This window comes from Coleofasciculus sp. LEGE 07092 (genome assembly GCF_015207375.1).
GTDB lineage: Bacteria > Cyanobacteriota > Cyanobacteriia > Cyanobacteriales > Coleofasciculaceae > LEGE-07092.
Map to the genome: position 1 here is coordinate 1 of NZ_JADEWY010000002.1, position 24,826 is coordinate 24,826.

At 46.8% G+C, this 24,826-nt stretch carries 19 protein-coding genes and 1 pseudogene; 10 read left to right on the top strand and 10 right to left on the bottom strand.

From position 1 onward, the window contains the following. The first annotated feature begins 72 nt into the window (after window positions 1–72). On the top strand, window positions 73–1,560 hold the full coding sequence (locus tag IQ257_RS00775) for a sensor histidine kinase (protein ID WP_193882458.1): 1,488 nt from the start codon (window positions 73–75) through the stop codon (window positions 1,558–1,560). On the opposite strand, the gene IQ257_RS00780 is transcribed toward IQ257_RS00775, so the two are convergent. Then, window positions 1,550–1,735 (bottom strand): hypothetical protein, encoded by a 186-nt coding sequence (locus IQ257_RS00780; RefSeq protein WP_193882456.1) that lies wholly within the window; start codon window positions 1,733–1,735, stop codon window positions 1,550–1,552. The genes IQ257_RS00775 and IQ257_RS00780 overlap by 11 nt on opposite strands. Window positions 1,736–1,962: 227 nt before the next feature. Between IQ257_RS00780 and IQ257_RS00785 the strand changes: the two genes are divergently transcribed. Continuing rightward, window positions 1,963–2,415, top strand: a complete 453-nt coding sequence (locus IQ257_RS00785; RefSeq protein WP_193882455.1) for a DUF2267 domain-containing protein — start codon at window positions 1,963–1,965, stop codon at window positions 2,413–2,415. A gap of 285 nt (window positions 2,416–2,700) precedes the next feature. Here IQ257_RS00785 and IQ257_RS00790 read toward each other — a convergent pair whose 3' ends face one another. The 4 genes and pseudogenes from IQ257_RS00790 to IQ257_RS30605 form a co-directional block, all read right to left on the bottom strand. Next, window positions 2,701–3,069 (bottom strand): hypothetical protein, encoded by a 369-nt coding sequence (locus IQ257_RS00790; RefSeq protein WP_193882453.1) that lies wholly within the window; start codon window positions 3,067–3,069, stop codon window positions 2,701–2,703. 30 nt (window positions 3,070–3,099) lie between these two features. Next, window positions 3,100–3,303 (bottom strand): annotated as a pseudogene (locus IQ257_RS31320) (papain fold toxin domain-containing protein); the annotation flags it as partial. 162 nt (window positions 3,304–3,465) lie between these two features. Beyond that, the gene (gene ppsA, locus IQ257_RS00800) at window positions 3,466–5,895 is read right to left on the bottom strand and encodes a phosphoenolpyruvate synthase (protein WP_193873049.1); all 2,430 of its coding nucleotides are present in this window, start codon (window positions 5,893–5,895) and stop codon (window positions 3,466–3,468) included. Between the two features lie 490 nt (window positions 5,896–6,385). Beyond that, window positions 6,386–6,514 carry a hypothetical protein gene (locus IQ257_RS30605; RefSeq protein ID WP_265586106.1) on the bottom strand — a complete coding sequence of 43 codons (129 nt, stop codon included), beginning with the start codon at window positions 6,512–6,514 and terminating at the stop codon, window positions 6,386–6,388. Window positions 6,515–6,595: 81 nt separating this feature from the next. Here IQ257_RS30605 and IQ257_RS00805 point away from each other — a divergent pair, with 81 nt between their 5' ends. Continuing rightward, window positions 6,596–8,335: a serine/threonine-protein kinase gene (locus IQ257_RS00805; protein ID WP_193873050.1), complete on the top strand. Its 1,740-nt coding sequence runs from the start codon at window positions 6,596–6,598 to the stop codon at window positions 8,333–8,335. Window positions 8,336–8,541: 206 nt separating this feature from the next. On the opposite strand, the gene ureG is transcribed toward IQ257_RS00805, so the two are convergent. Together ureG and IQ257_RS00815 are read right to left on the bottom strand one after the other, a co-directional pair. Continuing rightward, window positions 8,542–9,138: an urease accessory protein UreG gene (gene ureG / locus IQ257_RS00810; protein WP_193873051.1), complete on the bottom strand. Its 597-nt coding sequence runs from the start codon at window positions 9,136–9,138 to the stop codon at window positions 8,542–8,544. Window positions 9,139–9,153: 15 nt separating this feature from the next. Then, window positions 9,154–9,750, bottom strand: a complete 597-nt coding sequence (locus IQ257_RS00815) for an HD domain-containing protein (protein WP_193873052.1) — start codon at window positions 9,748–9,750, stop codon at window positions 9,154–9,156. Window positions 9,751–9,887: 137 nt separating this feature from the next. On the opposite strand from IQ257_RS00815, the gene IQ257_RS00820 reads away from it, so the two are divergent. From IQ257_RS00820 to IQ257_RS00840, 5 genes are all read left to right on the top strand, one after another. After that, on the top strand, window positions 9,888–11,999 hold the full coding sequence (locus IQ257_RS00820) for a thioredoxin domain-containing protein (RefSeq protein WP_193873053.1): 2,112 nt from the start codon (window positions 9,888–9,890) through the stop codon (window positions 11,997–11,999). A 311-nt stretch (window positions 12,000–12,310) separates the two neighbouring features. Then, window positions 12,311–13,801: a tetratricopeptide repeat protein gene (locus tag IQ257_RS00825; RefSeq protein WP_193873054.1), complete on the top strand. Its 1,491-nt coding sequence runs from the start codon at window positions 12,311–12,313 to the stop codon at window positions 13,799–13,801. Between the two features lie 109 nt (window positions 13,802–13,910). Continuing rightward, window positions 13,911–14,384 (top strand): pentapeptide repeat-containing protein, encoded by a 474-nt coding sequence (locus IQ257_RS00830; protein WP_193873055.1) that lies wholly within the window; start codon window positions 13,911–13,913, stop codon window positions 14,382–14,384. Window positions 14,385–14,567: 183 nt separating this feature from the next. Further along, on the top strand, window positions 14,568–15,476 hold the full coding sequence (locus IQ257_RS00835) for a cation diffusion facilitator family transporter (RefSeq protein WP_193873056.1): 909 nt from the start codon (window positions 14,568–14,570) through the stop codon (window positions 15,474–15,476). 441 nt (window positions 15,477–15,917) lie between these two features. Then, window positions 15,918–16,328 (top strand): hypothetical protein, encoded by a 411-nt coding sequence (locus tag IQ257_RS00840; RefSeq protein WP_193873057.1) that lies wholly within the window; start codon window positions 15,918–15,920, stop codon window positions 16,326–16,328. A gap of 81 nt (window positions 16,329–16,409) precedes the next feature. Here IQ257_RS00840 and topA read toward each other — a convergent pair whose 3' ends face one another. Further along, window positions 16,410–19,088 carry a type I DNA topoisomerase gene (gene topA / locus IQ257_RS00845; protein ID WP_193873058.1) on the bottom strand — a complete coding sequence of 893 codons (2,679 nt, stop codon included), beginning with the start codon at window positions 19,086–19,088 and terminating at the stop codon, window positions 16,410–16,412. A gap of 844 nt (window positions 19,089–19,932) precedes the next feature. On the opposite strand from topA, the gene IQ257_RS00850 reads away from it, so the two are divergent. Together IQ257_RS00850 and IQ257_RS00855 are read left to right on the top strand one after the other, a co-directional pair. Beyond that, the gene (locus tag IQ257_RS00850) at window positions 19,933–21,513 is read left to right on the top strand and encodes an NAD(P)H-quinone oxidoreductase subunit N (RefSeq protein WP_193873059.1); all 1,581 of its coding nucleotides are present in this window, start codon (window positions 19,933–19,935) and stop codon (window positions 21,511–21,513) included. Between the two features lie 460 nt (window positions 21,514–21,973). After that, on the top strand, window positions 21,974–22,759 hold the full coding sequence (locus IQ257_RS00855) for a hypothetical protein (RefSeq protein ID WP_193873060.1): 786 nt from the start codon (window positions 21,974–21,976) through the stop codon (window positions 22,757–22,759). A gap of 103 nt (window positions 22,760–22,862) precedes the next feature. Here IQ257_RS00855 and IQ257_RS00860 read toward each other — a convergent pair whose 3' ends face one another. Both IQ257_RS00860 and aroC read right to left on the bottom strand, forming a co-directional pair. Beyond that, entirely contained in the window at window positions 22,863–23,711 is an 849-nt protein-coding gene (locus IQ257_RS00860; RefSeq protein ID WP_193873061.1) for an MBL fold metallo-hydrolase, read from the bottom strand. A gap of 7 nt (window positions 23,712–23,718) precedes the next feature. Then, window positions 23,719–24,813, bottom strand: a complete 1,095-nt coding sequence (gene aroC, locus IQ257_RS00865) for a chorismate synthase (protein ID WP_193873062.1) — start codon at window positions 24,811–24,813, stop codon at window positions 23,719–23,721. Window positions 24,814–24,826 lie beyond the last annotated feature (13 nt).

Here is a 24,826-nt window from a genome sequence, read left to right on the forward strand (position 1 = left end):
TTATGATTGAAACTGAGTTATGGGTAACTTTCCCATCTCCCCCATCTTCCCACTCCCCACTCCCTTCCTAAAATGTTTCAAGCAACTCGTCGGCGTCTAGCGCTTTGGTATACGACTGTAACAGCAGTACTGCTGTTAGTGTTTGCTACGGCTGTTTACTTATACGTTCGCAGTACCTTAATTGAGCGGGTTGATGATACTCTTAAACACGTGGTGGAGGTAGTAGAGCGATCGCTCGTGATTCAGCAGGTGGATGAATCTGTTATTCCCTACCGAATTAACGTTGAATCCAGTTTCCGAGATAATGTTGAAGCAGTAGAAGACGATCGCATTGAGTTGGAATGGTTCAGTCCTAGGGGTGAGTTGCTATGGTCAACTTTTTCTGAGCCGTTGGATATTCCCTTACACCCCAAACAAACTGGGGAAACTGTATATCTAGCCGATAACCACCTTTTGCGTCAGTTCACCAAACGGATGGAAATCGGGCGTTACGTTTTGGGCTACTTGCGGGTAAGCCATCCCTGGTTTGAGGTGACGAAACCGATTCGTCAGCTTATTGTAGATTTGACACTGGCAACAGTGGTCATGATTTTATCTACGGCGGCGATTGGCTGGTTGCTGTCAGAACTGGCAATGAAACCGGTGCGGGAGTCTTATCAACGTCTTAAGCAGTTTACGGCGGATGCCTCCCACGAGTTGAGAAATCCGATTGCTACCATTCAGACTAACGTGCAGGTTGCCCTTGCTGATCCGGATATGGACCCTCAATGGCAACGCCAGCAACTGAAGGTGGTGGAACGGTTAACCCAGCGATTGGGACGCTTGGTGAATGATTTGTTGTTTTTAGCTCGTGTCGATAGCGGCATGGTACAACCGGAATGGCAGACGGTTCCCTTAGATGCGTTACTGCTTGAGGTGATTGAAGAGCAACAACTCGTTGCCGCCGAAAAAGGAATTGCTTTATCTCTGCATATTGTCGAAACACCCCATCCCGATTTTGGATTTTCTATTGCCGATTTGGGGAAGTCTGCGGCTGTTGAGTTAGATGAAGTTGCCTTGCAGGGTTCAGTCTCTCAATTGAGTGCAGGTGCCACCCAAACGCCAAAAACCGATGAGGATGCATTTACCCTTCAGGGAGACTGGAACCAGTTAGCTCGTTTGTTTACTAATCTGGTAAGTAACGCCCTACAATATACTCCATCGTCTACCGAAGAATTGAGTAAGGCATGGGTGCAAGTTCAATTACAACAGCTCAAATCTCCTGGGAAGGGGGGACGCCATGCTCTATCCCTGATTCAGGTGCAAGTGCGTGACAATGGTATCGGCATTTCTGAATCTGCATTACCTCATATTTTTGATCGCTTCTATCGAGCCGACCCTGCCAGAACCTATACTACCGCAGCCGGTTCGGGGTTGGGATTAGCGATCGCCAAAGCAATCATAGAAAATCACCACGGTAATATTCAAGTTGAGAGCGGTATCGAAGGCGGCACAACGGTAACGGTGATTTTACCTGCCTATAAACCCGATGCGCATAAACGGACATATGTCAATAATTAGAGACATGGGTTAGCCCTTTCTCAAATGGCACATTGGTGAGATTGAGCCGATACTTCCACCTTCGACACCCTGTCTCTATCAAAATTTCTCGATTTTCTAAATGTACCTGAGCATATGCTTCCTGTGGTAGATGCACAGCTAACCCTTTGTCTTTTAGCTTATGAAGTATGCTCATAGAGTCAGTCGCTATCTTGAGCTAATGGTTGAATGCAAGTGATTGTTACTTGCAGCTAAAAAAGGTCGGCAAATGTGGGAGAATAGCGAAGGACAGATTGTCGGGAGTAGTAAATTTAAGATCGTTATCAATTCAGCATTTCAATTTGACTTTTGTAGAGACGCACTCTAGGGTGTTTCTTTACCCTTTTTAGACTTTCATCTTTATCACAGAAAAGGAAAATCATAATGACTGACAATACAGCATTTTTGGAAAAAGTTAAGAACCAGGGTCACTTAGAAGATATCTACGATGCCCGCGACGTTACAGAAGTCGTGTACCGCACCATGCGAGATTTGATGTCTACAGAAGCGGCTGATCGGGTTGGGAATGAATTGCGGGACAAAAAAGAAGCTGTACCGTCACCCAAAGAAGTTCCCCAAAAAGAAGTTGCCGATCTTTGGAAAGATACTAATCCCATTGTAGGTTTCTTGAGTCGCGTTCGACCCCCTCTCAATTTTGATGGTGATACCTTCCTGTTTCGGATTTCTCAAGAAGCGAGTTTACCAAAGGGTGTCGCAGCCGAAACAGTAGTACAAGCTATATTTTCTGCAACTAAAGAGCAATTGTCACCCGAACGAGTTGAGGAAATTGCGACCTTTTTACCAGACAAAATCCGGCAAATGTGGAAAAGAGCCTAGATATCGCTCTTTTGTCACTCTCCCTAGAGCAAACTCTGAAAGCCTTACACAGAGTTACTTTCACTTGTCGATAAGCCCGAAAATCCGCCCAGAGTTCAAACTCCGGGCTAATAGTTTAAGTCCACGCTTTGTGGACTAACACTCTTATCCAGTCGTATGCAAGACGAATGCAAGCTATGAGACAGTTTACACCGATTGAATGACACTAAAGAGAAGATTCAATCGTGAAGGACACAGATTGACACAGAGGACTTAATAATTAATCAGTGTTACTGCGATCGCACTTTATGCCACTTTTTCAGTATCGTTGGAAGATGATTCGACTAGCATTGGATCGATATCTTGGCTCTTGTCGCGTTGCAGAAATTCATCGAGAAGTTGGAAGAAATAATCAAATGCAGCTTTTTCATCAATACAGGTTAGTAAAATAAGTTTGTCCCAAGCGCTAACAGTACGGATGGATAAGCGGGTTTGTAGCCAGGGTTGGAAGTTTTTGTAAAAGTCACTTTCGGCTTCCGTATTTGTGATACCTGCTTCCCTTCGCGCAAAGCGATAGCCAAGAAGAAACATCCGCAAATTCGTAATGGAGGCAGTTCCCAGGTACAATCCCGGTTTTATTTGGATTTTTTCTAATAGGTCAAATAATGTACTCATTGCGGCAATTAACTCCATTGAATCGCATCTTTAAAACTCTTCAATCACTTTAACGTCAAATTCATTCGACAAGGAGGTAAAATCTTTGAGCCAAGCGTCTGGTGCTAGCCCTTCTTTTGAAAGATTGTCAAATATTTTTCCATAGACTTCAATACCATAGTAAATCCCATTTTCAGTAATGGTTTCAGCACAACCCTGTTGTTCAAGGCGATCGCTAAGGATAAAATCTTCATTGTCATATCGGGTGGAAAGTCGCCAAAGTTTTCCCGAAACTTTACGTTGTTTGAGCCATCGTTAAAGGGAGTGGGGAGTAGGGAGTGAGGAGATGGGGAAGTTACCCAGAACTCAGTTTCAATCATAATTTTTCAGGAGTCTTACCTGCACCCCAGCTAACCCTTACCCTTCAACTTCCGCTACCATCAACAGCGTCTCAAGCACCGAATCCGGATTAAGACTCATCGAATCAATTCCCTGTTCGACTAAGAACTTCGCAAACTCCGGATAATCGCTGGGGGCTTGACCGCAAATGCCAATTTTACGCCCTTTTTCTTTAGCCGTTGCGATCGCCATTTTCACCATCCGCTTGACACTCGTGCTACGCTCATCAAAAATATGAGCAACTAAAGCCGAATCCCGGTCTAAACCCAGCGTTAATTGTGTCAAATCATTAGAACCAATCGAGAAACCATCAAATACCTCGGCAAACTCATCGGCTTCAATCACATTACTCGGTAACTCGCACATCACATAAACCTGTAACCCATTCACTCCCCGTTCCAGACCATTTTTTGCCATCTCTGCCAACACCTGACGCCCTTCATCGGGAGTGCGGCAGAAGGGAATCATCGGGATAACATTCGTTAAACCCATTTCATCCCGCACCCGCTTGATTGCCTGACATTCTAAAGCAAAGGCTTCCCGGTATTTGGAATCACAATAACGAGAGGCACCGCGCCACCCCAGCATCGGGTTTTCTTCCTTCGGCTCAAAGGGCTTACCTCCCAAAAGGTTGGCGTACTCGTTGGTTTTAAAGTCAGACATTCGCACAATGACCGGCTTGGGATAGAATGCCGATGCGATCGCACCAACCCCGTAAGCCAATTTATCCACAAAAAACAGGGGCTTATTCTTATAGAGTTTGGTCTTTTTGGCAATTTGCGCTTTAACCGATTCATCCTCCAACTCGTCGTAGTGAATCAATGCCAAAGGATGAATTTCGATATGATTGGCAATAATAAATTCCAACCGTGCCAACCCTACCCCATCACAGGGAATTCCTGCCAAACCGAACGCCTGTTCTGGGTTGCCCACATTCATCAGAATTTGAGTGCGAGTGTGGGGCAAATTATCCAACATCGTCTCTTGCACCTCGAAGGGTAACAAACCGTTGTAAACCCGTCCTTCATCCCCTTCAGCACAGCAAATTGTTACCTCTTGACCTGTTTTCAAGACATCTGTAGCATCAGTGCAGCCCACAATCGCCGGAATTCCCATCTCCCGTGCAATAATTGCCGCGTGGCAGGTGCGTCCGCCTTGGTTGGTGACAATGGCGCTAGCTTTCTTCATTATCGGTTCCCAGTCAGGGTCTGTCCGATTCGTCACCAAGACTTCACCGGGTTGGAACAAGTGGATTTTGCTTGCATCCAGAATCACCCGCGCCTTACCTTGACCAATTGCCGCGCCGACACTGCGACCTGTCACTAAAATATCACTGTGGTCTTTCAGTTGGTAACTCCGCAGGACTTGGCTAGATTTCTGGGATTGTACTGTTTCTGGACGGGCTTGGACGATAAATAACTCACCCGTCGTACCGTCTTTTGCCCACTCAATATCCATCGGTGTATAGACACCCCGAACTTGGGAATAGTGGTCTTCAATCTGCACTGCCCAACGCGCCAGTTGTAGAATTTCGTCATCGGTGATGCAAAATTGTTGCTGGTCGGACTTGGATACCTTAATATTTTTCGTTAGCTTGGAACCCCCGTCATCGTAGACTAGTTTTGCTTGTTTGCTTCCCAAGCGTTTATCGATAATCGGGCGGAATTTCTCATTAAGAGTTGGCTTGAACACCAGGTATTCATCCGGGTTAACCGCACCCTGCACCACGTTTTCCCCTAACCCGTAAGCTGCGGTAATCAGTGCGGCGTTTCTAAAACCGGTTTCCGGGTCAATCGAGAACATGACGCCAGAGGATGCTAAGTCAGAACGTACCATTTTTTGGACGCCAACGGAAAGGGCAACGTCGAAATGGTCAAAATTATTATGCTGGCGGTAGGAGATAGCGCGATCGGTAAATAGGGAGGCAAAGCACTTGTGGGTAAATTCTAAAACACTTTTGAAGCTGTGAACGTTCAAATAGGTTTCCTGCTGACCTGCAAAGCTAGCATCTGGGAGGTCTTCCGCTGTAGCCGAGGAACGAACAGCAACGTCTGTCCCTTCCCCATAGCGATCGCATAATTTCTGATACGCCACACCAATCGCCGTTTTCAGTTCTGGGGGAAATTCCATACTCAGAATTAATCTCCGGGCTTTCTTGCCCCGATGTTGGAGGTTACTGACATCATCCACATCCAGGTCAGCGAAAAGTTTGCGCAACTTGGTTTCCAAACCGGCTTGTTCGATGAAGTGACGATAGGCGTAAGCGGTGATGGCAAAGCCAGTGGGAACGTTAACGCCTTTCGGCTGTAGTTGTCGGATTAGTTCGCCGAGGGAGGCATTTTTGCCGCCAACTATGGGGATATCCTCTATCCCGATTTCATCAAACCAGAGAATCAGAGCGTTATCTTTTGCGGTTTGGGTAGATGTCACTTGGGTAGATGTCAGCATAACTCTTTTCTTGTCACGACTAATTTCAGTCTAACTTTATAAAATATTTGGGATCGTTACGAAAATGTCCAAAATTAATTTGAACGCGGACAGATTTCCTATATTATTTATGCCACGGACAGACTAAAATAATTGTTTGATATAGCATCTAGCTGGTTTTACGCTTTTTTATAATTCCAGCTTTTCGTTATCAAAATTTGATAATTCTTTGCCATTGTTAACCCAATTGCAGCAAGTTAAAAATTATGATAATATTGAATGTTGAGTAAAGTAGTAGAACGTTTACCCTAGCGATCGCATTCTTTAAGAAATTACTGGAAAAACCGATAACCTATCCGCTACGTCTGCTACAAAATCCGTTACCAGTCGTTTAGAAATCCTGGCGCGACAGTAGAGACGAAGTCTCGATTAATTAGCTGTCAGGTTTTCCGAGCATAAGTGTCGGCAATAGTGCGATCGCGCCTCTCTCATCTCAAACCCAACGTCCTTATCAGAATGTCCCATCCCCTAGATATATCGCACCTCTACCAGATGTAACGCCTATGTATCGTCTTGCCAGTTTACCGACTGCAACAAATCGAGACAGAGTAGAGTGGCGATCGCTTATCGGAAAAGTCACAATGACAAATGTATAGGAAAACAATTCCCTACTCCCTCAACTCGTGGCAATCTCGCTATAGTAGCTTCATCGCCAGTCATCATGAACCACTCACCCAATCCTTCAAGCCCCTGCCCCCGCTACCAAATGATTCGAGAATTGGGGCGAAATCGTGCTGGGGGACGCATCACCTACTTGGCAAAAGACAACAAGACTCAAGAAACTGTCGTTGTTAAACGGTTTCTCTTTGCCCAAGAAAACTCCAATTGGTCGGGTTTCAAAGCCTACGAGCGAGAAATTCAGGTGTTGCAAGGGTTCGACAATCCCGGCATTCCCCGCTACCTCGATTCCTTTGAAACCAAAGCGGGATTTTGCATGGTGCAGGAGTACAAAAATGCTCAATCTTTAGCCATACCGCGCACTTTTGAACCTGAGCAAATTAAGAAAATTGCCCTCTCAATTCTAGAAATTTTAATTTACTTACAAAATCGCCTTCCCGCCGTCATCCACCGAGATATAAAACCCGAAAATATCTTAGTAGACGAGGAACTAAATGTATACTTGATAGATTTTGGTTTTGCTCGAATTGGTAATGGGGAAGCCGCAATGAGTAGTGTTGCTGCTGGCACCTTTGGGTTTATGGCACCGGAACAGATATACAACCGCCAACTTAGTGAAGCAACGGATCTTTATGGCTTAGGTGCAACGCTGATTTGCTTGCTGACAGGGACAAAATCTACGGCAATGGATACCCTCATTAACGAAGAAGGTTGCATTCATTTTCAGCATCTCCTGCCTAAACTTAGCCTACGCTTTGTCAGTTGGCTGGAAAAGATGGTAAAGCCCAAAGCCAAAGAACGTTTTATTGACGCGGCGGTAGCGTTGGACGCTCTGCATTCCATCGATTTGATTCGCACACCCGAGGTGAAATTCAGCCAAGTGATGCTGGAGTTTAATACAACCCAAATGGGAGAAAAACTCACACAAACCATTACCGTTGAAAATGCTATCCCAGAAACAGTATTAGAAGGGAATTGGGAAGTTGATCCCCATCCCAGTGATCCGCGTTTTAGAACCAAAAATTCTCATCTTTGGATTTCCTTTGAACCCGCTAGCTTTCAAGGTAATCAGGTAGATTGTAACATCACCGTTGATACCAATCGACTGATGGCAGATAAAACCTACAACCGCCGAATTTTATTGCATACGAATTCTTCACCCGAAACTTACGTTTTAGAGCTTAACGTTCATACCAATCCCATACCCCTCCTAAAACCTCCTTACATTTCCTTAGGCATAGTATTAGGTATGTCTCTAATTTGTACTCGGTTGTGGACGGAGTTAGCGTCTTTATTTGTGACACAAATACCTGCATTGGGGTACTGGCTGGGAACGGGATTTATGGTAGGTTTTCTAGGGGGAGCAGTCTTGAGTGCAATTGGAGTAAGAGGAGTACAAATTACTAAAATTGCTTCCTCTCTTATCGCTATAATGATGTTATTTGTTATCTTTGTCGCTGGTTTAATTGGTACGTTTCTGACTGCATTGGTAGGTTTGGCTGGTTTAATTACAGGATTTACGACTGGGGCAGCGATTAAAAATCATCGAGAGCGGGGCTATAACCCCAAAATGGCGGCTACTATTCCCCTATTAATGACGGGATTGGGGATGAGTTTGGCTATGGGAATAAATTTCGGATTCTTAAATTTCTGGATATTGATATCGGCGATTGGCACCAGTCTATCTCTGGTGGGAACTCTCTTCAATCCCTATTGGCAGCGACAGAAACTCTTAGAGCAATATAACCAGTCTGCTCAAAAGAGACGCTTGATTAAACCGTAGAGGGTGTTTGAAAAGCTGTGAGTACTGGGGTGTCAGACCTGATTCATTGTGAAGAGAGAAAAATTAGGGCAGCCAGAAACTTTTATAGCGGTTTGCAACTCAATAGACTATATTTTGACCCCCCTAGCCCCCCTTGTTAAGGGGGGAACTGTACCACACCGACTCGCAAAGTGCTTTAAATTTCACGCTACCGAGCCGTAGTACCCCTATCCCATCTGCAGTTTTACAAAGTCAATCACGACTGGAAGCCCTTCTTGAGTTTTCAAATTTGTAAAAACAAAGGGTTTTTTACCTCGCATTTTCTTAGCGTCACCTTCCATAACACCCAAATCAGCACCTACCGAAGGAGCTAGATCCATTTTGTTAATCACTAATAAGTCAGATTTGGTAATTCCTGGTCCTCCTTTTCGAGGAATTTTATCACCAGCAGCTACGTCAATGACATAAATTGTTAAATCGACGAGTTCCGGACTAAATGTTGCCGCTAGATTGTCGCCACCACTTTCTAAAAACACTAGATCTAAGTCAGCAAATTGCTGTTCTAGCTGTTCAATTGCTGCCAAATTCATGGAAGCATCTTCCCGAATGGCAGTGTGGGGACAACCGCCCGTTTCCACGCCCAGAATGCGATCGCTCTCTAGCGCCTGACTCCGTACCAAAAACTGGGCATCTTCTTGGGTGTAGATATCATTCGTCACCACAGCAATCTGATAGGATGAGCGCATCGCCTTACACAAAGCGTCTAATAGCGCAGTTTTCCCTGAACCCACAGGACCAGCAATTCCGACACGAAAAGCATTCATCGACCGTCTCCTGGGTCAAATACCAACAGGACTTATAAAAATGTTACTACCGACTAAACGTTCTAGTTCGCTCACAACCCGATCCAACTCCTCCACAATGGGAGTTGAACCCTGGGTGCGAAATGCTCTGACTAAAGCGCGATAGTACCACAACGTGCCATCTTTGCCACCTTTGAAACGTTGCCACAAGTCTTCCCCCGACTGACGATAATCCTTCAGAATAGACCTAACATTGTGCAGTTTATCGGCGGCTGAAACTAAACATACCGAAGCTGATGCGGTAGGGATATGAGCAATATAAGCTTCTTTGCGCTGACGCCAAGGGGGTTTGGGCGTTGTATCGGAATCGGTACACCCCTCGACAATTTCAGTGACAGTATCCCCAAAGCGACGGCGAATTTCTGCGCGGGTAGCTGCACCACCTTGGTCTTCAATGGCATCATGAAGTAAAGCGGCGATCGCTTCATCCTCATTAGCACCATAGTCTAGGGCGATACTAGCAACAGCCAGCAAATGAGTAATGTAGGGAACACCACTGCCTTTGCGAGTCTGGTTGGCGTGCAGTTGAGTCCCAAAGGTTAAGGCTTCTGTAAAGCGTTCTGAAAGTTTCATATCATAAAATACAACAAAAGTCAACACTAGCAAATAATCAGTTAAGTCTAAAGGCTCTACCTTTGTCAAGCTAACGCTATTGGGCTGACCGCGATAAACTGAAGCCAGAGAGCATCTTTAAGAGTAACTGTGCTGTCATGACTAATCGCCTTGCCCAATGCCAAAGTCTCTATCTGCGCAAGCATGCAGAAAATCCGATCGATTGGTGGTCGTGGTGCGATGAAGCCCTGGAAACAGCTAAGGCGGAAAATAAGCCGATTTTCCTGTCGATTGGTTACTCTAGCTGTCACTGGTGTACGGTGATGGAAGGGGAAGCGTTTTCCGATCAGGCGATCGCAGACTGTATGAATGCCAATTTTTTACCCATCAAGGTAGACCGGGAAGAACGCCCCGACCTTGATAGCATTTATATGCAGGCGTTGCAGATGATGACCGGTCAAGGTGGCTGGCCCCTCAATATATTCCTGACACCAGAAGACCGAGTACCGTTTTATGGCGGCACGTATTTTCCTGTAGATCCCCGCTATGGACGCCCCGGATTTTTGCAGGTGTTGCAAGCGATTCGCCGCTTCTACGATAGTGAAAAAACGAAACTGCAAACCTTTAAAGAAGAAATTTTGGGGCATCTCCAGAAGTCAGTACTCCTGCCAGCATCCGGGCAACTGAGTGCTAATTTACTCCTGTTAGGTTTGGAAAAAAATACTAGTGTTATTAGTGGTGGCAGTTACGGACCGAGTTTTCCCATGATTCCCTATGTCGAACTCGTTTTGCGGGGAATTCGTCTTAAGGGAAATTCAGAACAGGATGCCCGCCAAGCTGCAGTTGAGAGGGGTTTAGATTTAGCAAAGGGCGGCATTTACGATCATGTAGGCGGCGGCTTTCACCGCTACACGGTTGATGCGACTTGGACGGTGCCTCACTTTGAAAAAATGCTCTACGATAACGGACAAATCGTGGAATATCTGGCAAATTTGTGGAGTACAGGTATCCAAGAAGCCGCCTTTCAAAGAGCGATCGCTGGTACTGTAAAATGGCTGAAGCGGGAAATGACATCTCCTCAAGGGTTCTTTTACGCGGCTCAAGATGCCGATAGCTTCACACAACCCCAAGCAGCAGAGCCAGAAGAAGGGGCATTTTACGTCTGGAGCTATCGCCAATTGCAACAACTCCTCACCTCCTCAGAATTCGCAGAAATTCAAGAAGAATTTACCCTTACCCCGGAAGGGAATTTTGAAGGTCAAAATGTTTTGCAGCGCCATCATTCAGAACGGTTAAGCGACACCTTAGAAACCGCTTTAGCCAAACTGTTTGCAGTGCGTTACGGTTCTCCCCCCGATGGGATAAAAACCTTTCCGCCAGCACGGAACAATCAGGAGGCAAAAACAGGTAAATGGCTCGGTCGTATTCCCCCCGTCACGGATACGAAAATGATTGTAGCTTGGAATAGCTTGATGATTTCCGGTTTGGCACGGGCTTATAGCGTGTTCCATCAACCCGACTACATGAAACTAGCCGTAGCTGCGGCTAATTTTATCCTGAACCATCAATGGGTGGAGGGACGCTTCCACCGCCTCAACTACGATAATCAACCCTCCGTGCTGGCGCAGTCAGAAGATTATGCCCTATTTATCAAAGCACTGCTGGACTTGTCTCAGGCTTCGATGGGAATGGGCTTCAGCCGTGAGCGTCAGCCGAACGGGAATGGGGACAAAGCGGCTCAATTCCCAAGTCCTAACCCTTGGCTAGAAAATGCCCTTAAATTACAGGAGGAGTTTGATGAATTCCTCTGGAGTGTGGAATTAGGGGGTTACTACAACGCATCGAGTGACAGCAGTAGGGATTTGTTGGTGCGGGAACGCAGTTATATTGATAATGCTACGCCCTCTGCCAATGGAGTAGCGATCGCTAACTTAGTTCGTCTGGGATTACTGACTGAAAATCTAGCTTACCTCGACCGAGCCGAACAAGCCCTGCAAGCTTTTAGTAGTATTATGAATCAATCCCCCCAAGGCTGTCCCAGCTTATTCACCGCCCTTGATTGGTTCCGCAACTCCACCCTAATTCGGACGAGTAGCGACCAAATCACCTCTCTGATTGACCAGTATTTACCGACGAGTATGCATCGGTTAGAAACAAATTTACCAGAAGATGCCGTAGGCTTAGTCTGCCAGGGACTCAGTTGCAAACCAACAGCTCACACGCGGGAACAGTTACTGGCGCAGGTGCAGCAAAGTCAAACTCGGGGTTGAGGGATTTGCCCTGATTTACTGACAATCACTTCATGCGCCCTCACCCCCAACCTCTCTCCCTCTGGGGCAGGGGAGCCAATCTATCCGTGTCAACTTAAGCGATCGCCTTTGCTAATTGCACGTTTACATCTGGTATTATTCGGGTTAACTATCGCTAATAATAAATTTCTCCCATCGCCACGTTTTTCCCTAGGGTGCGTTTAGGTTCAGTAGGGTGTAGGGGGAAGAGCAAGAACTGCCGGAATTCACCACACCCCCTCTTTGTAAGAGTCAACCAAAACGAGGGCGACACCCGATTATTCAACAAAAAAATGGGATACACGACCAAACGGCATTGGTTAGAAATCGCCGAGTACGTTTCCCTAGCGGGTTCTGCACTCAGTACAGTTGCGGCAGCCGTTTCCCAGCAGCTTGTCTATGTGAGTGTGACAGCACCCCTAACCCTGGCAGTATTTTGCAATATCATTAACCGACAGCGATCGCAGCAACTCTACCAACAGCAAACCCATTCCCTGGTTGCAGATATACGCTCTGGGGTTGAATGCCTGCATCAGCAAATCCATTCGCCATCCAATACCCCAAACCCGCAACCGTTGCACCAAGCCCCAGTCAACTGTACAGATTTCTCTGTGACTAGCCCAGTCGAGCCGTCAGTCCGTACCTGGGCAATTCCGATTAACCAACACCTAGAACATCTTAAACCCGATGACTACTGCTTGGTGACGGGCTGTTCTGGCAGTCGTGCTGTATTAATGGAAGCGTTAGAAAAAACACAGCAACGCCTGATTATAGTCAGTCCTTGGCTGACGCAATCGAGCATTAATGGCGAAGTGGTGCAGGGGTTTGCTAAAGCGCTAGAGCGTCGGGTTAGCATCCATATCGGCTGGGGACACCTGAGTGATAGGGGTTGGAGTAAACCTTCCACCATCAATCGTCAGCAATTCCTGAAAGCTATCGTCCAAAAAAACCAGGGTTGGAAGTACAACGCCCTGCCGGAATTAGAACAGCTAGAGCAGCGGTATTTAGGACAATTTCGGCTGAAGCTGCTTTTTACCCCTGAAAAGTTCTTGGTATCGGTTAGCCCTACTTCTGCTGAATGCACCAATTCGTTTGCCTTGTTAGGAAGTCATAACATCCTCACTTGGGATGGAAACAGTAAAGAACGAGAAGTAGGATTGAGAACGAATGACCCTCGGCTTATTAGCGATTTGATTGCACGATTTGACCAAGCGGCAAACTACGATAGTACCAGTTGGGGGGTTTCAAAGCAGCCATTAGAGGCGATCGCTGCTTATCGTAGCATCGTTGAGATAGAGTCTGGCAGTGCAATAGCTTATAGCCAACTGGCTGGAGTCCTGATGAGTCAGGGGAAACTAGCCGAAGCAATTGCTGCCTACCGGAAACTATTGCAACTTGAACCCAGGAATAGTGTGGCTTATGCGAGTTTGGGGAATGCCTTATTTGCCCAAGGAAATCAATCCGAAGCCCTGGCAACTTATCAGAAAGCCCTCAAAATTGACCCCAGCTATACCTATGCTTATAACAATATCGGTAGGATTCTAGAAAATGCCGGAAACTTATTTGAAGCACTATTGAGCTACCGACAAGCCCTAAAGCAGCCAGAACAGTTGGGGAAACCTGCCAGCGCCCATGCCTTAGCTCATAACAATGCGGGTGTGGTGCTGGCAAAACTTGGGAAGTTGCGGGACGCGATCGGTGAGTTTCAGCAGGCAATTGCATTAGACTCTCATTATACGGAGGCTCGAACCAATCTCAAAAAAGCCCAATTGCTATTAAATTAGGCGTAAATTTATAAAAATAATCCTTTAGATATAGTCTGTAAAGAGGTTTAGTGAGATAATAACAGTGTGAGGAAAGAACGGAGTAAATTTTATGTACAGAGGGGGAAATATGAGGAAAGTAAAACTGTTAGGAATCCTAACCTTACTGACTCCCCTATTTTTGGTTAGTCCAGTGAAAGCAGAAAATCCGCTTCACGTCCAGCAGCTCTTATCCACGGGTGAGTGTGGTGGATGCGATCTAGCCGGGGCAAATCTTGAGAATGCCGAGTTGAGTGATACTCATCTGGTAGGTGCCGACTTGAGAGACGCCAATCTGCAAGGAGCTAACCTGACACGAGCCAACCTGGAAGGGGCAGACATTAGAGGTGCAAATTTAGCAGGAGCTAACTTAACCTCTGCCCTAGTAACCAACGCTGACTTGAAAGAAGCTAATCTCAACCGGGTGAATTTTACAGAGGCAAAAATTTACGATGCTAACGTGTATGCGGCATCAATGGATGATCTGGAATTAACGGATGCCGAAATCTACAACACCGGCATCGGTATTGGTGGAGAGGATGCCGAGTTTTCAGATTGGTATTAGGCTAGGTAATCCTACTATCAGGGATAGTTAGAAAAACTTAAGGTGATCGCAGGGGAAGAGAAGACTTGTTTAAAGGTTTGCCCCTGCGATACTTTTTTGAGGAAATTTTCGTGAGCACTGAGTTCAGAAGGCTTTTTAACTTTAACTCTATGTATGATAGATCCTAGAGAATAGCTCTCACTCATGGTAAATGACCACGGACACGAACACGCACCGACCAACTACAATCGCGCCTTTGCGATTGGTACAGCCTTAAATCTTGGCTTTGTCATTATTGAGGCGCTTTTTGGTTTTTTGACCCAATCCCTAGCCCTACTTGCTGATGCGGGTCACAATTTGAGTGATGTCCTGGGACTGTTATTAGCTTGGGGAGCAAATATTCTGGCTCAACACCCGCCGACAAAACACTACACTTACGGGCTAGGTCGTTCTTCAATTTTAGCCGCGCTGTTGAATGCGATCGTTCTGATCTTAGTCATGGGTGGGATTGCTTGGGAGGCAATCCGACGTTTTGTTAACCCTAGTCCGGTTCCAGGGATAACTATCATTGTGGTGGCAGCGGTAGGAGTTGTGATCAACACCGTAACTGCTCTATTGTTTATGTCGGGTCGCAAAGAAGATTTGAACATTCGAGGTGCATTTCTGCATATGGCGGCAGATGCTTTAGTATCAGTTGGTGTTGTCTTGGCGGGTGTTGCTATTCTCACGACAGGTTGGCTGTGGTTTGACCCTATTGTGAGCTTAATTATTGTGGTTGTTGTTGTTGTCGGGACTTGGCAACTGCTACGAGATTCCCTACGTTTGGCACTAGATGCCGTACCTGCGGGAATTGAACCCCAAGCCGTGCGTACTTATCTAACTGAACGCCCCGGTGTTGCCCAAGTCCACGACCTCCATATCTGGGCAATGAGTACCACCGAAACTGCACTAACTGCTCATTTGGTCATGCCTCAAGGGTATCCGGGCGATGCCTTTCTAACTGAAACAGTTAAAGAACTTCACGACCATTTCGGTGTTGAACACGCGACACTGCAAGTCGAAATAGGAGACCCCAATCACCCCTGTCGTTTGGAATCAAAACACAGAGTCTGAATCAAGAAAGAACAGATGTGATTTGATTTAAGGATAGACATCTGACCTAATTGGCGAGAGCTGACAGCTAAGTGCTGATTGCTGTTCGGTTAATATGACAAGATAAAGAAAGTAGCGATCGCAATCCCTATCGATGTCTTCAACCTACCCTTCTCTCGATTTTCCCTTCCAGCACCTGCGCCAGGGTTGTATTAGAAATAGGAAGATTTTACTCAGAACACAGTAATAACCCTAAGTACCATATTCCTTTTTTCTTAAAAACCTTATATAAGTTCGTTTAATTGTAAACGGTGTTACAGTACTGCTTAAAAAAGGTTATCTGTAAACTTTCTCCGAGCAATACAACCCTAGAAGCTACCACAATATATTCCAGGTTGTTTCACCTTCCAAATCTTTTCCTTTATGACAAGATGAAGAAAGTAGCGATCGCAATCTCTATCGATGTCTTCAACCTACCCTTCTCTCGATTTTCCCTTCCAGCACCTGCGCCAGGTACGTGCTGCCCTGCTCCGTCTTCATAAAGCACTGCTCCACTCAGAACGAGATGTTTACGAGCGGTTTCACGGACGCATCCAGTCAAAGGGAGAATTTTTTCAGCTTGTTGTTGGAGATGAATGGTTTAGCTGGCTGCGTCCATTCTCTCAATTCATCGTCCAGATTGATGAAGCCCTGAATGCAAAAGAACCCATAACATTAGACAGAGCTAACGAACTCTTAGACGAAGCCCGTTCCTTGGTTTCTCCCGCAGAAAAAGGAACCCTCCGAGAGCAACGTTACTATCAAGCCATTCAACGCGACCCGGATATTGCGTTCATGCATGCAGAAGTATCAAGCTTGCTCGCAACTAAGTAGTACACAAGGGTAAGATTCAGTCGTTAATTCCCCTTCTCCCAAGCTGGGGAGAAGGGGTTAGGGGATGAGGGCATCAATCAATTACGTTTTTTTACTACTGCTAGTTTTTGAACTCTTTTTCCCCGTGGTTTTCCGAGTGGTGGACGAGGTGCTGGCACTCTTGCCATTACTCGAACTCCCCCCCTTGCGCGATCGCGTCCCAGATTTTTTAGTCGATGCCTTAGCCGCTAGCGCCTCCAGTGCAGTTTCTAGAGTTATGCCTTCCACCGATTCTCCTTCTGGAATCGAAGCATTGGTTTTGCCGTGCTTCACGTAAGGACCGTAGGGTCCATCGTAAATATTCACAGGTTCTCCATCATCGGGATGAGTGCCTAATTGCCGCACCGGTTCCTTAGATTTGCTGCGGCTGCTGCCACGTCCTTTCTTCGGTTGCGCTAATAAGTCCAATGCACGCTCGAGGCTAATTGTCAAGACATTATCCTCGGCTTTGAGCGATCGGTAGTCTTTGCCCTCCTTGCCCTGATTGTGGACAACGTAGGGACCAAACCGCCCTAATCCCGCCTGGACTTTACCCTCAGTGGCTGGATGAACGCCTAGAGTGCGGGGCAGTGACAAAAGACCCAATGCCATATCTAGAGTTACATCTTCCATCTTGATCCCTTTGGGCAACGAGGCACGTTTGGGTTTTTTGTTCTCCTCTGTCACCTCACCCAACTGGACATAAGGACCGTAACTGCCAGTTAGCCTGAAAATCGGCTCCCCGGTTTCTGGGTGCAGCCCCAATTTATCAGGTCCTTCGGTTTTCTGTTTGAGCAGCACTTCTACCTGTTCGCCACTCAGTTCAGCGGGAGTCAGGTCTTTGGGGATTGAGGCAGTGACGGGACCGTCTCCATTTTCTGCTTCGATGTAGGGACCGAATTTACCAATGCGGACTTTAGCGTCCAAGTTATCCAGTGCAACGGTACGGGCTTCGTTGGGATCGATTTGGTTTTCCCGTTCTCTGACTAGGGTTTCTAGCCCTTTGTCTCCCAGATAAAATTCTTGCAGGTAGGGCAGCCATTCAGCTTCACCGGTGGAGATTTCATCCAGAGTCTGCTCCATTTTGGCAGTGAAGCTGTTATCAACGAGATCGGGGAAGTGCTTTTCTAGTAGACCCGTGACCGCGAAGGCGGTAAAGGTGGGAACTAAGGCATTGCTGTTTTTCTGGGCATAACCTTTGTCCACGATAGTGTCAATAATGCTGGCGTAAGTACTCGGACGCCCAATCCCTTCACTTTCCAGGGTTTTTACCAAAGAGGCTTCAGTATAACGTGCGGGGGGTTGGGTTTCGTGACCGTCTGCTTCCAGTTCCAGGCAGTTTGGATGGTCGCCGACCTTGAGGGGTGGCAAAATTACCTCTTGGTCTTCTAGTGCTGCCTCTGGGTCATCCGATCCTTCGACGTAGGCACGCAAGTAACCGGGAAAATTAATACGCTTGCCACTAGAACGAAACCCAGCATCTTCGACTTGCAGTTGAATCGTAATTTGAGTTTGCTGACAGTCTGCCATTTGACAAGCAACCGTGCGCTTCCAAATCAGGTCGTAAAGTGCTAGTTCCCGTCCGCCTAAACCCGTGTCTTTCGGGGTGCGGAAGGTACTTCCAGCAGGGCGAATCGCTTCGTGAGCTTCTTGAGCGCCTTTGCTTTTGGTGGTGTATTGGCGAGGTTTGGGGCTGAGGTACTCTTTGCCGTATTTTTGTTCGACGCAACTGCGGGCAGCAGAAATCGCTTGGTCTGACAAATGCACCGAGTCCGTCCGCATATAGGTAATATACCCTTGCTCGTAAAGGCTTTGAGCCGTGCGCATCGTGTCCCGTGCCGATATACGCAGTTTCCGGTTCGCTTCCTGTTGCAGGGTAGAGGTGGTGAACGGCGGTGATGGTTTGCGGGTAACGGGGCGTTCTTCGATTTCCGTTACCGTCCAAGTTTTATCAGTCAGGCGTTCTTGGAGTGTTCGGGCTTCGGATTCATTGAGCAGCCGGACATTGTGACCTGCGATAATTTGACCCGTATTGGCATCGAAGTCGCTACCCGTCGCAACTTTCGTACCCGCTACTGTGACTAACCGCGACTCAAAGGGAGTCTTTTTCTGTTCTAGAAGCGCCTTTAAATCCCAGTAACTTCCTTGCCGGAAAGCACGACGCTGGCGTTCTTTACTCACCAGCAGCCGCACGGCAACTGATTGCACTCGTCCTGCTGATAAACCCCAAGCGATTTTCTTCCACAGCAAGGGGGAGAGGGTGTAGCCGACGAGTCGGTCTAAAATCCGGCGCGTTTCTTGAGCGTGTACAAGCTGTTCGTCGATTGTACGGCAGTTCTTGAGAGCCTTGCGGATTGCTTCTTGGGTGATTTCGTGGAACACCATCCGCTTGGTGGGTACTTTGGGGTTGAGTACCTGCAACAGGTGCCAACTGATGCTTTCGCCTTCTCTGTCTTCGTCTGTTGCCAGCACCAGTTCGCTGGCATCTTTCAAGGCGTCTTTGAGTTGTTTGACGATTTTCTTTTTATCTTTAGGAACAACGTAGAGGGGTTCAAAGCCAGCCTCCACATTTACTCCCAACTGCGCCCATTTCTCTCCCTTGACGGCTTCAGGAATCTCGGTAGCAGACTGGGGGAGATCACGCACATGACCCATCGACGCCTCGACACGATAGTCAGAGGGCAGATAGTTCCGAATGGTGCGGGCTTTGGTGGGAGATTCGACGATGACGAGGGTTGTCATGGGGGTTCGATAAGTAGCAGCCTAGCTGAACAGTCTAATCTATATATTCTTTGGGCGATGTCAAGCCGCGTGTCAGGAGTCAGTCGTCACAAGTCAGTCGCCAAAACAGAAATAATGGGTGACAGACAACAGACAAAAGACTGACAACCTGCGCAGCACCCTTGGGGTATTGAGCAGGAGACCCAAAAAGCCTGATGGACTTTTGCCCAGTCTCCGGTAGCGCTAACGCAGGTAATCTCATGACACGGGTCTCCTCCATCTCTCTTATATCTGATCTATTGGAATCTAAACAGTCACCTCTCTTTTTCCAATTGTGCCAGCATGGGGGCTAACCTCCGGTAGGGTGAGGCTCCTAGGGTGGAAAACTCCAGCATAACTAAGAAAATACCCGAATTATTTTCGTAGAATCGGCGTTGCACTGTGCCTTGCTGTGGCTAACGCCGACTCTTGACAGCTCATGTGGAGAAATACTGTGGGATAATTTAGTAACGTCAAATTTTGTCAGAGTGCTAAACCAAAGCATTAATGACAAGGGAATTTACCAAGGAATAACCAGCTCCTTAATTAGACTCTTGACAAAACTACCTCTTGCAATTCAAAATCAATAAATTTGTTGAGGTGTTGACGGGCTGTTTTGCTACGTTTTCTCCCTCAGAGGGATACTCTTCAAAAGATAGAATGAGTCCTTAAACTTCTGACGTGATACCGCTGGATAAATTCCTGGGTTAGTGGCTGAAATTGGCATCTCTAGTCAACTTTACTCCCCAAGTAGTGACAATCGCCGATATGATAAAAAAGTTAATCTTAAGACCGATATAGCCATAGACCCTACTGTATAGAAACTATGGATTTTGCCAATCTTGTTGCCCAGCTAAATACTGGGATAATTTTGCCAGAGGTAATCGTACTGATTACCTTATTGCTAGTGTTGGGGATCGATCTGATTGCTGGCAAGAGTTCCACCAATACCCTTCCCTATGTGGCAATTGGGGGTCTGCTGGCTGCCCTAGTTGCCCTGTACTTTAAATGGGATGCTGCCAATCCCGTTGCCTTTCTGGGAAGCTTCAACGGTGATGCGCTGAGTATCGCCTTTCGCGGTATCATTGCCCTGTCAACTGCTGTCACGATTTTAATGTCGATCCGGTACGTGCAGCAGTCGGGTACCTCTTTACCAGAATTTATCGCCATTTTGCTCAGTGCTACCTTGGGGGCGATGTTCCTGTCTGGCGCGAATGAACTGGTGACGATTTTTATCTCCCTAGAAACCCTCAGTATCTCGTCGTACCTGCTGACGGGTTATATGAAGCGGGACCCCCGTTCTAATGAGGCGGCGTTGAAATACTTGCTGATTGGTGCCTCCAGTTCAGCCGTCTTTCTCTATGGAGTTTCGTTGTTATACGGTTTGTCTGGCGGCGAGACTAATTTAAATGCGATCGCGGCAGGGGTCGCTAGTATAGAGTCGGGTCCATCCTTGGGCATTTTAATTGCTCTGGTTTTTGCGATCGCAGGTATTGCCTTTAAAATCTCTGCTGTTCCCTTCCATCAATGGACGCCGGACGTTTACGAAGGGTCTCCCACCCCAGTTGTTGCTTTCTTGTCCGTCGGTTCTAAAGCAGCAGGCTTTGCCCTGGCAATTCGGTTACTAACCACTGCCTTCCCCTTGGTTAGCGAACAGTGGCATTTTGTCTTCACCGCCCTTGCCATCTTAAGTTTAGTGTTGGGTAACGTAGTTGCCCTCACGCAAACCAGCATGAAACGGCTTCTTGCCTACTCATCCATTGCCCAGGCAGGCTTTGTCATGATTGGTTTAATTGCCGGGACGGATGCAGGTTATTCCAGCATGATATTTTATCTGCTGGTTTATTTGTTCATGAACCTAGGGGGCTTTGCCTGTGTTATTCTCTTCACCCTGCGTACCGGCACCGACCAAATCAGCGAGTATTCGGGACTTTACCAAAAAGACCCCCTCCTGACGCTGGGTTTGAGCATTTGCTTGCTCTCCTTAGGAGGAATTCCGCCTCTAGCTGGATTCTTCGGCAAAATATACCTGTTTTGGGCAGGTTGGCAGGCAGGACTCTATGGTTTGGTCTTGCTAGGGCTAATTATGACTGTAGTCTCAATTTACTACTACATTCGTGTCGTCAAGATGATGGTCGTCAAAGAGCCACAAGAAATGTCTGACGCTGTGAAGAATTACCCAGAAATCCGCTGGACTCTTCCCGGTATGCGCCCCTTGCAAGTGAGTTTGGTGGTGTCAGTCATTATCACTTCTCTGGCAGGAATTTTATCCAACCCCCTGTTTACCCTAGCGAACAACTCTGTTGCCAACACTCCCATGTTGCAATCCTCGTTAGTACAGGTACAGACTCAACCTGTGGTATCGTTGTCAACCGATTCTCATTTTTCTTTGTCTCCACCCGATTAATTGCCATTCCATCCCCAATCTGGCAAAACGCCTGACTCTACAAGGTCAGGTGTTTTTTTTGTCCGTAAGCACTGATCAAGTGAGAATCACTCGAGTACTAATGATCAATGACTAAGTTGAAGACTTGATGAAGTTGTCTTGACATTATTGCTGATGTCAGCAGATTGTAATACGATACACACAGTGTCATACGTGTCATACGATAGTATTACAGATTGACCAATCTGATAAAGCTGGGTAAATCAGATGCTTGTTTTCTTTTGACACAAAGCACCCAGCTCCCCGGCAGTCAGTCTTGTCGGATCAGGGTTGCCTATCACAGGAAGTCTCGGACTTTCGTTACTCATTGCCTGTATCCCGTAATCTTGAGCTAAGAAAACGGGTTGAATAAGTGGACTGACAAGCGCAGTCCAATCTAACTGTTTTGGCTCATCACTCTTATCTTATTCAAGCAACTCAGATGTGTTTCGCGAAAAAAGAAATTTCAAAAAATGAAGAGAATTTACTCCTATCTTCTCTGATTGTTGAAGTCGATACAATCTTTTTCAAACTCCGTAAAGCTGATAAAGTCATTCGCCACGAACTTTCTTGGCTCAATTCCACTCCTTTCCCAGAGTTCAAAATACTGTCTCTGTCTTCTATTAATTGGGACTACTTCAAGAAAATACTTTATAAAATTCCACCTCATCATTTATTGGTGGATGAATATATCATCTATATGCTCGATGATGAAACCAACAGCCTCTTCAATCTAATCGGAAAATATAACAACTACGTGGAGCAGAGAAAAAAAGCCTGGGAAAAGAACGAACACACGGAGCTGATAAACGTTGATGATAAGCTTGCCTACTACGTCCGGCGTCTAGGAGCAATGGTTTACCATCTCAATACTCATTTGAATTTACTCAGTGTATTACTAACCAACGCTTCAATGGTTCCGGGCATTCAGCCGATCAGCGTAAATAATAAACCGGACAACTGTAATCAATGCACTAGCAATGATTGGAGTGAATGGCAACAGAATATCAAGTTTTTAGAGGTTACTATTGATGAACCCTATGCGATCACGACTTGGACGCTGGAAAATCTGACGGGAGATGCTATTTTCCGAAGGGAACGAGAGGATTGGCAACTCGTAAAAATCAGCACCAGTCAGTGTAATTTGGAAGATTTTAAGTGTCTGAATGTTTCTCTGGAGTTGGCTGAACGAATGCTTAACTTTCATCAGCAAAAGCTTGGGAAATAGGGAGTAGGGAATAGGCTTTTTTACCGCAAAGCTAGGGTAAAACTCCCCTCTCCTACGAGGAGCAGGATTGGGGCAATGCTCTTGAGTTAATCAGTTTAACGGCTCAAATTATGGGCACAACCAGTCCTTCCCGCGCCAAAAACGAACCGACGTGAGCTTCTTTGACTTCTATCTCAATTTGATCGAGATTGTTATCTGTATGATTGGGTTCGTGGTGAAAAATTGCTAGCCGCTTGACTCCTGCTTCCTTGGCGACTCGAACGCCTTCCTGCCAGGTGGAATGCCCCCACCCTACCTTGGGTGATTTGGGATGGTGGTATTCTTCATCGGTGTACATGGCGTCGTAGATGAGGATGTCGGCATCACGAGACAGGTGCAGCACATTTTCATCGAGGCGATCGGGAAAATGTTCGGTATCGGTGCAGTAGACGACTGAATGCCCCTGCCAGCTTATGCGATAACCCATCGCGCCGTTGGGATGGTTTAGGGGGCTAGTTTCAATGGTGATATCTCCTAGCTGTACCGTATCGCCGCAGATGATATCGTAAAATTTCAAATCTGCCTGGATTTCTCGAATGGGGACGGGGGAATTTAGGTGCAGCACGCGCTTCTTAAAATGCTGCTCCATGGATGCTCCCTCCGGTGCTGCGCCGTGAATGTGCAGGGTGTTTCCTGTTGTAAAGGCTGGCTCGAAAAACGGCACGCCCTGAATGTGATCCCAGTGATAGTGAGTGAAAAACCAATAGGCTTCGATGGGTAACTGGGGCTTCAGACTTTTGCCCAACATCCGCAGCCCTGTACCGCCATCAAAAATCAGGCGTTTGCCCGCAACTCGCATCTCGACACAAGAGGTATTGCCGCCGTAACGAACGGTATCTTTTCCTGGAGAGGGGACACTGCCTCGGACACCCCAGAAGTGGACTGCAAACTCAGAGGAAGGAGTGGTTTCCATCGGTAATTTAAGGCTTTAAAGTATGGCACTGACCCTGATGACGTAGAAGGTGATCGCATAATACTAAAGCGACCATTGCTTCTACCATAGGCACGGCTCTGGGTAAGACGCAAGGGTCGTGACGCCCCTTGGCAGCGAGGAGGGTTTCCTCGCCTGTGTTGGTGACAGTACGCTGTTCTTTTCGTATAGTAGCAGTGGGTTTAAATGCTACTCGTAAAATAATTGGCTCCCCGTTAGCAATGCCTCCCTGAATACCGCCCGAGCGGTTGGTGAACGTGCGCACCTCACCATTTTCGTCGATATAAAATTCGTCGTTATGTTGGGAACCCGTCAGCAAAGTTCCAGAAAAACCAGAGCCAATCTCAAACCCTTTGCTGGCAGGTAGAGACATGACTCCTTTGGCTAAATCGGCTTCTAGCTTGTCAAAAACGGGCTCCCCCAAACCCTTGGGAACGTTTCGCGCTACGCATTCGACTACGCCACCAATCGAATCACCGTTTCGTCGAACTTGCTCGATTCGTTCAATCATCTTTTCGGCACATTCAGAATCTGGACAGCGGACGATGTTGCTTTCGACTTGTTCGAGGGTGACAGTATGCGGGTCAACAACACTTTCTAAGGTGTGAATTCGCTTAACATAGCCGACAATTGCAACATTGGCAACGTGTTTGAGAATTTTTTTAGCGATCGCTCCGGCTGCCACTCTACCAATTGTCTCTCGCGCCGAGGATCGTCCGCCCCCTTGCCAGTTCCGAAACCCGTATTTGGCATCGTAGGTGGCATCGGCATGGGAGGGGCGGTATTTAAGGGTCATCTCGTCGTAATCTTGGGAACGGGTATCTTTGTTACGGATTAAGATGGCGATGGGCGTCCCTAATGTTTTACCTTCAAACACCCCGGAAATAATTTCGCAGGTATCCGTTTCCTTGCGAGGGGTGGTAATTTTGCTTTGTCCTGGGCGTCTGCGATCAAGTTCAACCTGTATCTCTTGTTCGGAAATCTCTAACCGAGGTGGACATCCATCAATAACCACACCCACACCACCACCATGGGACTCGCCAAAGGTGGTTATGCAAAACAGATGCCCGAAACTGTTGCCCATAATCGTTGAGAAG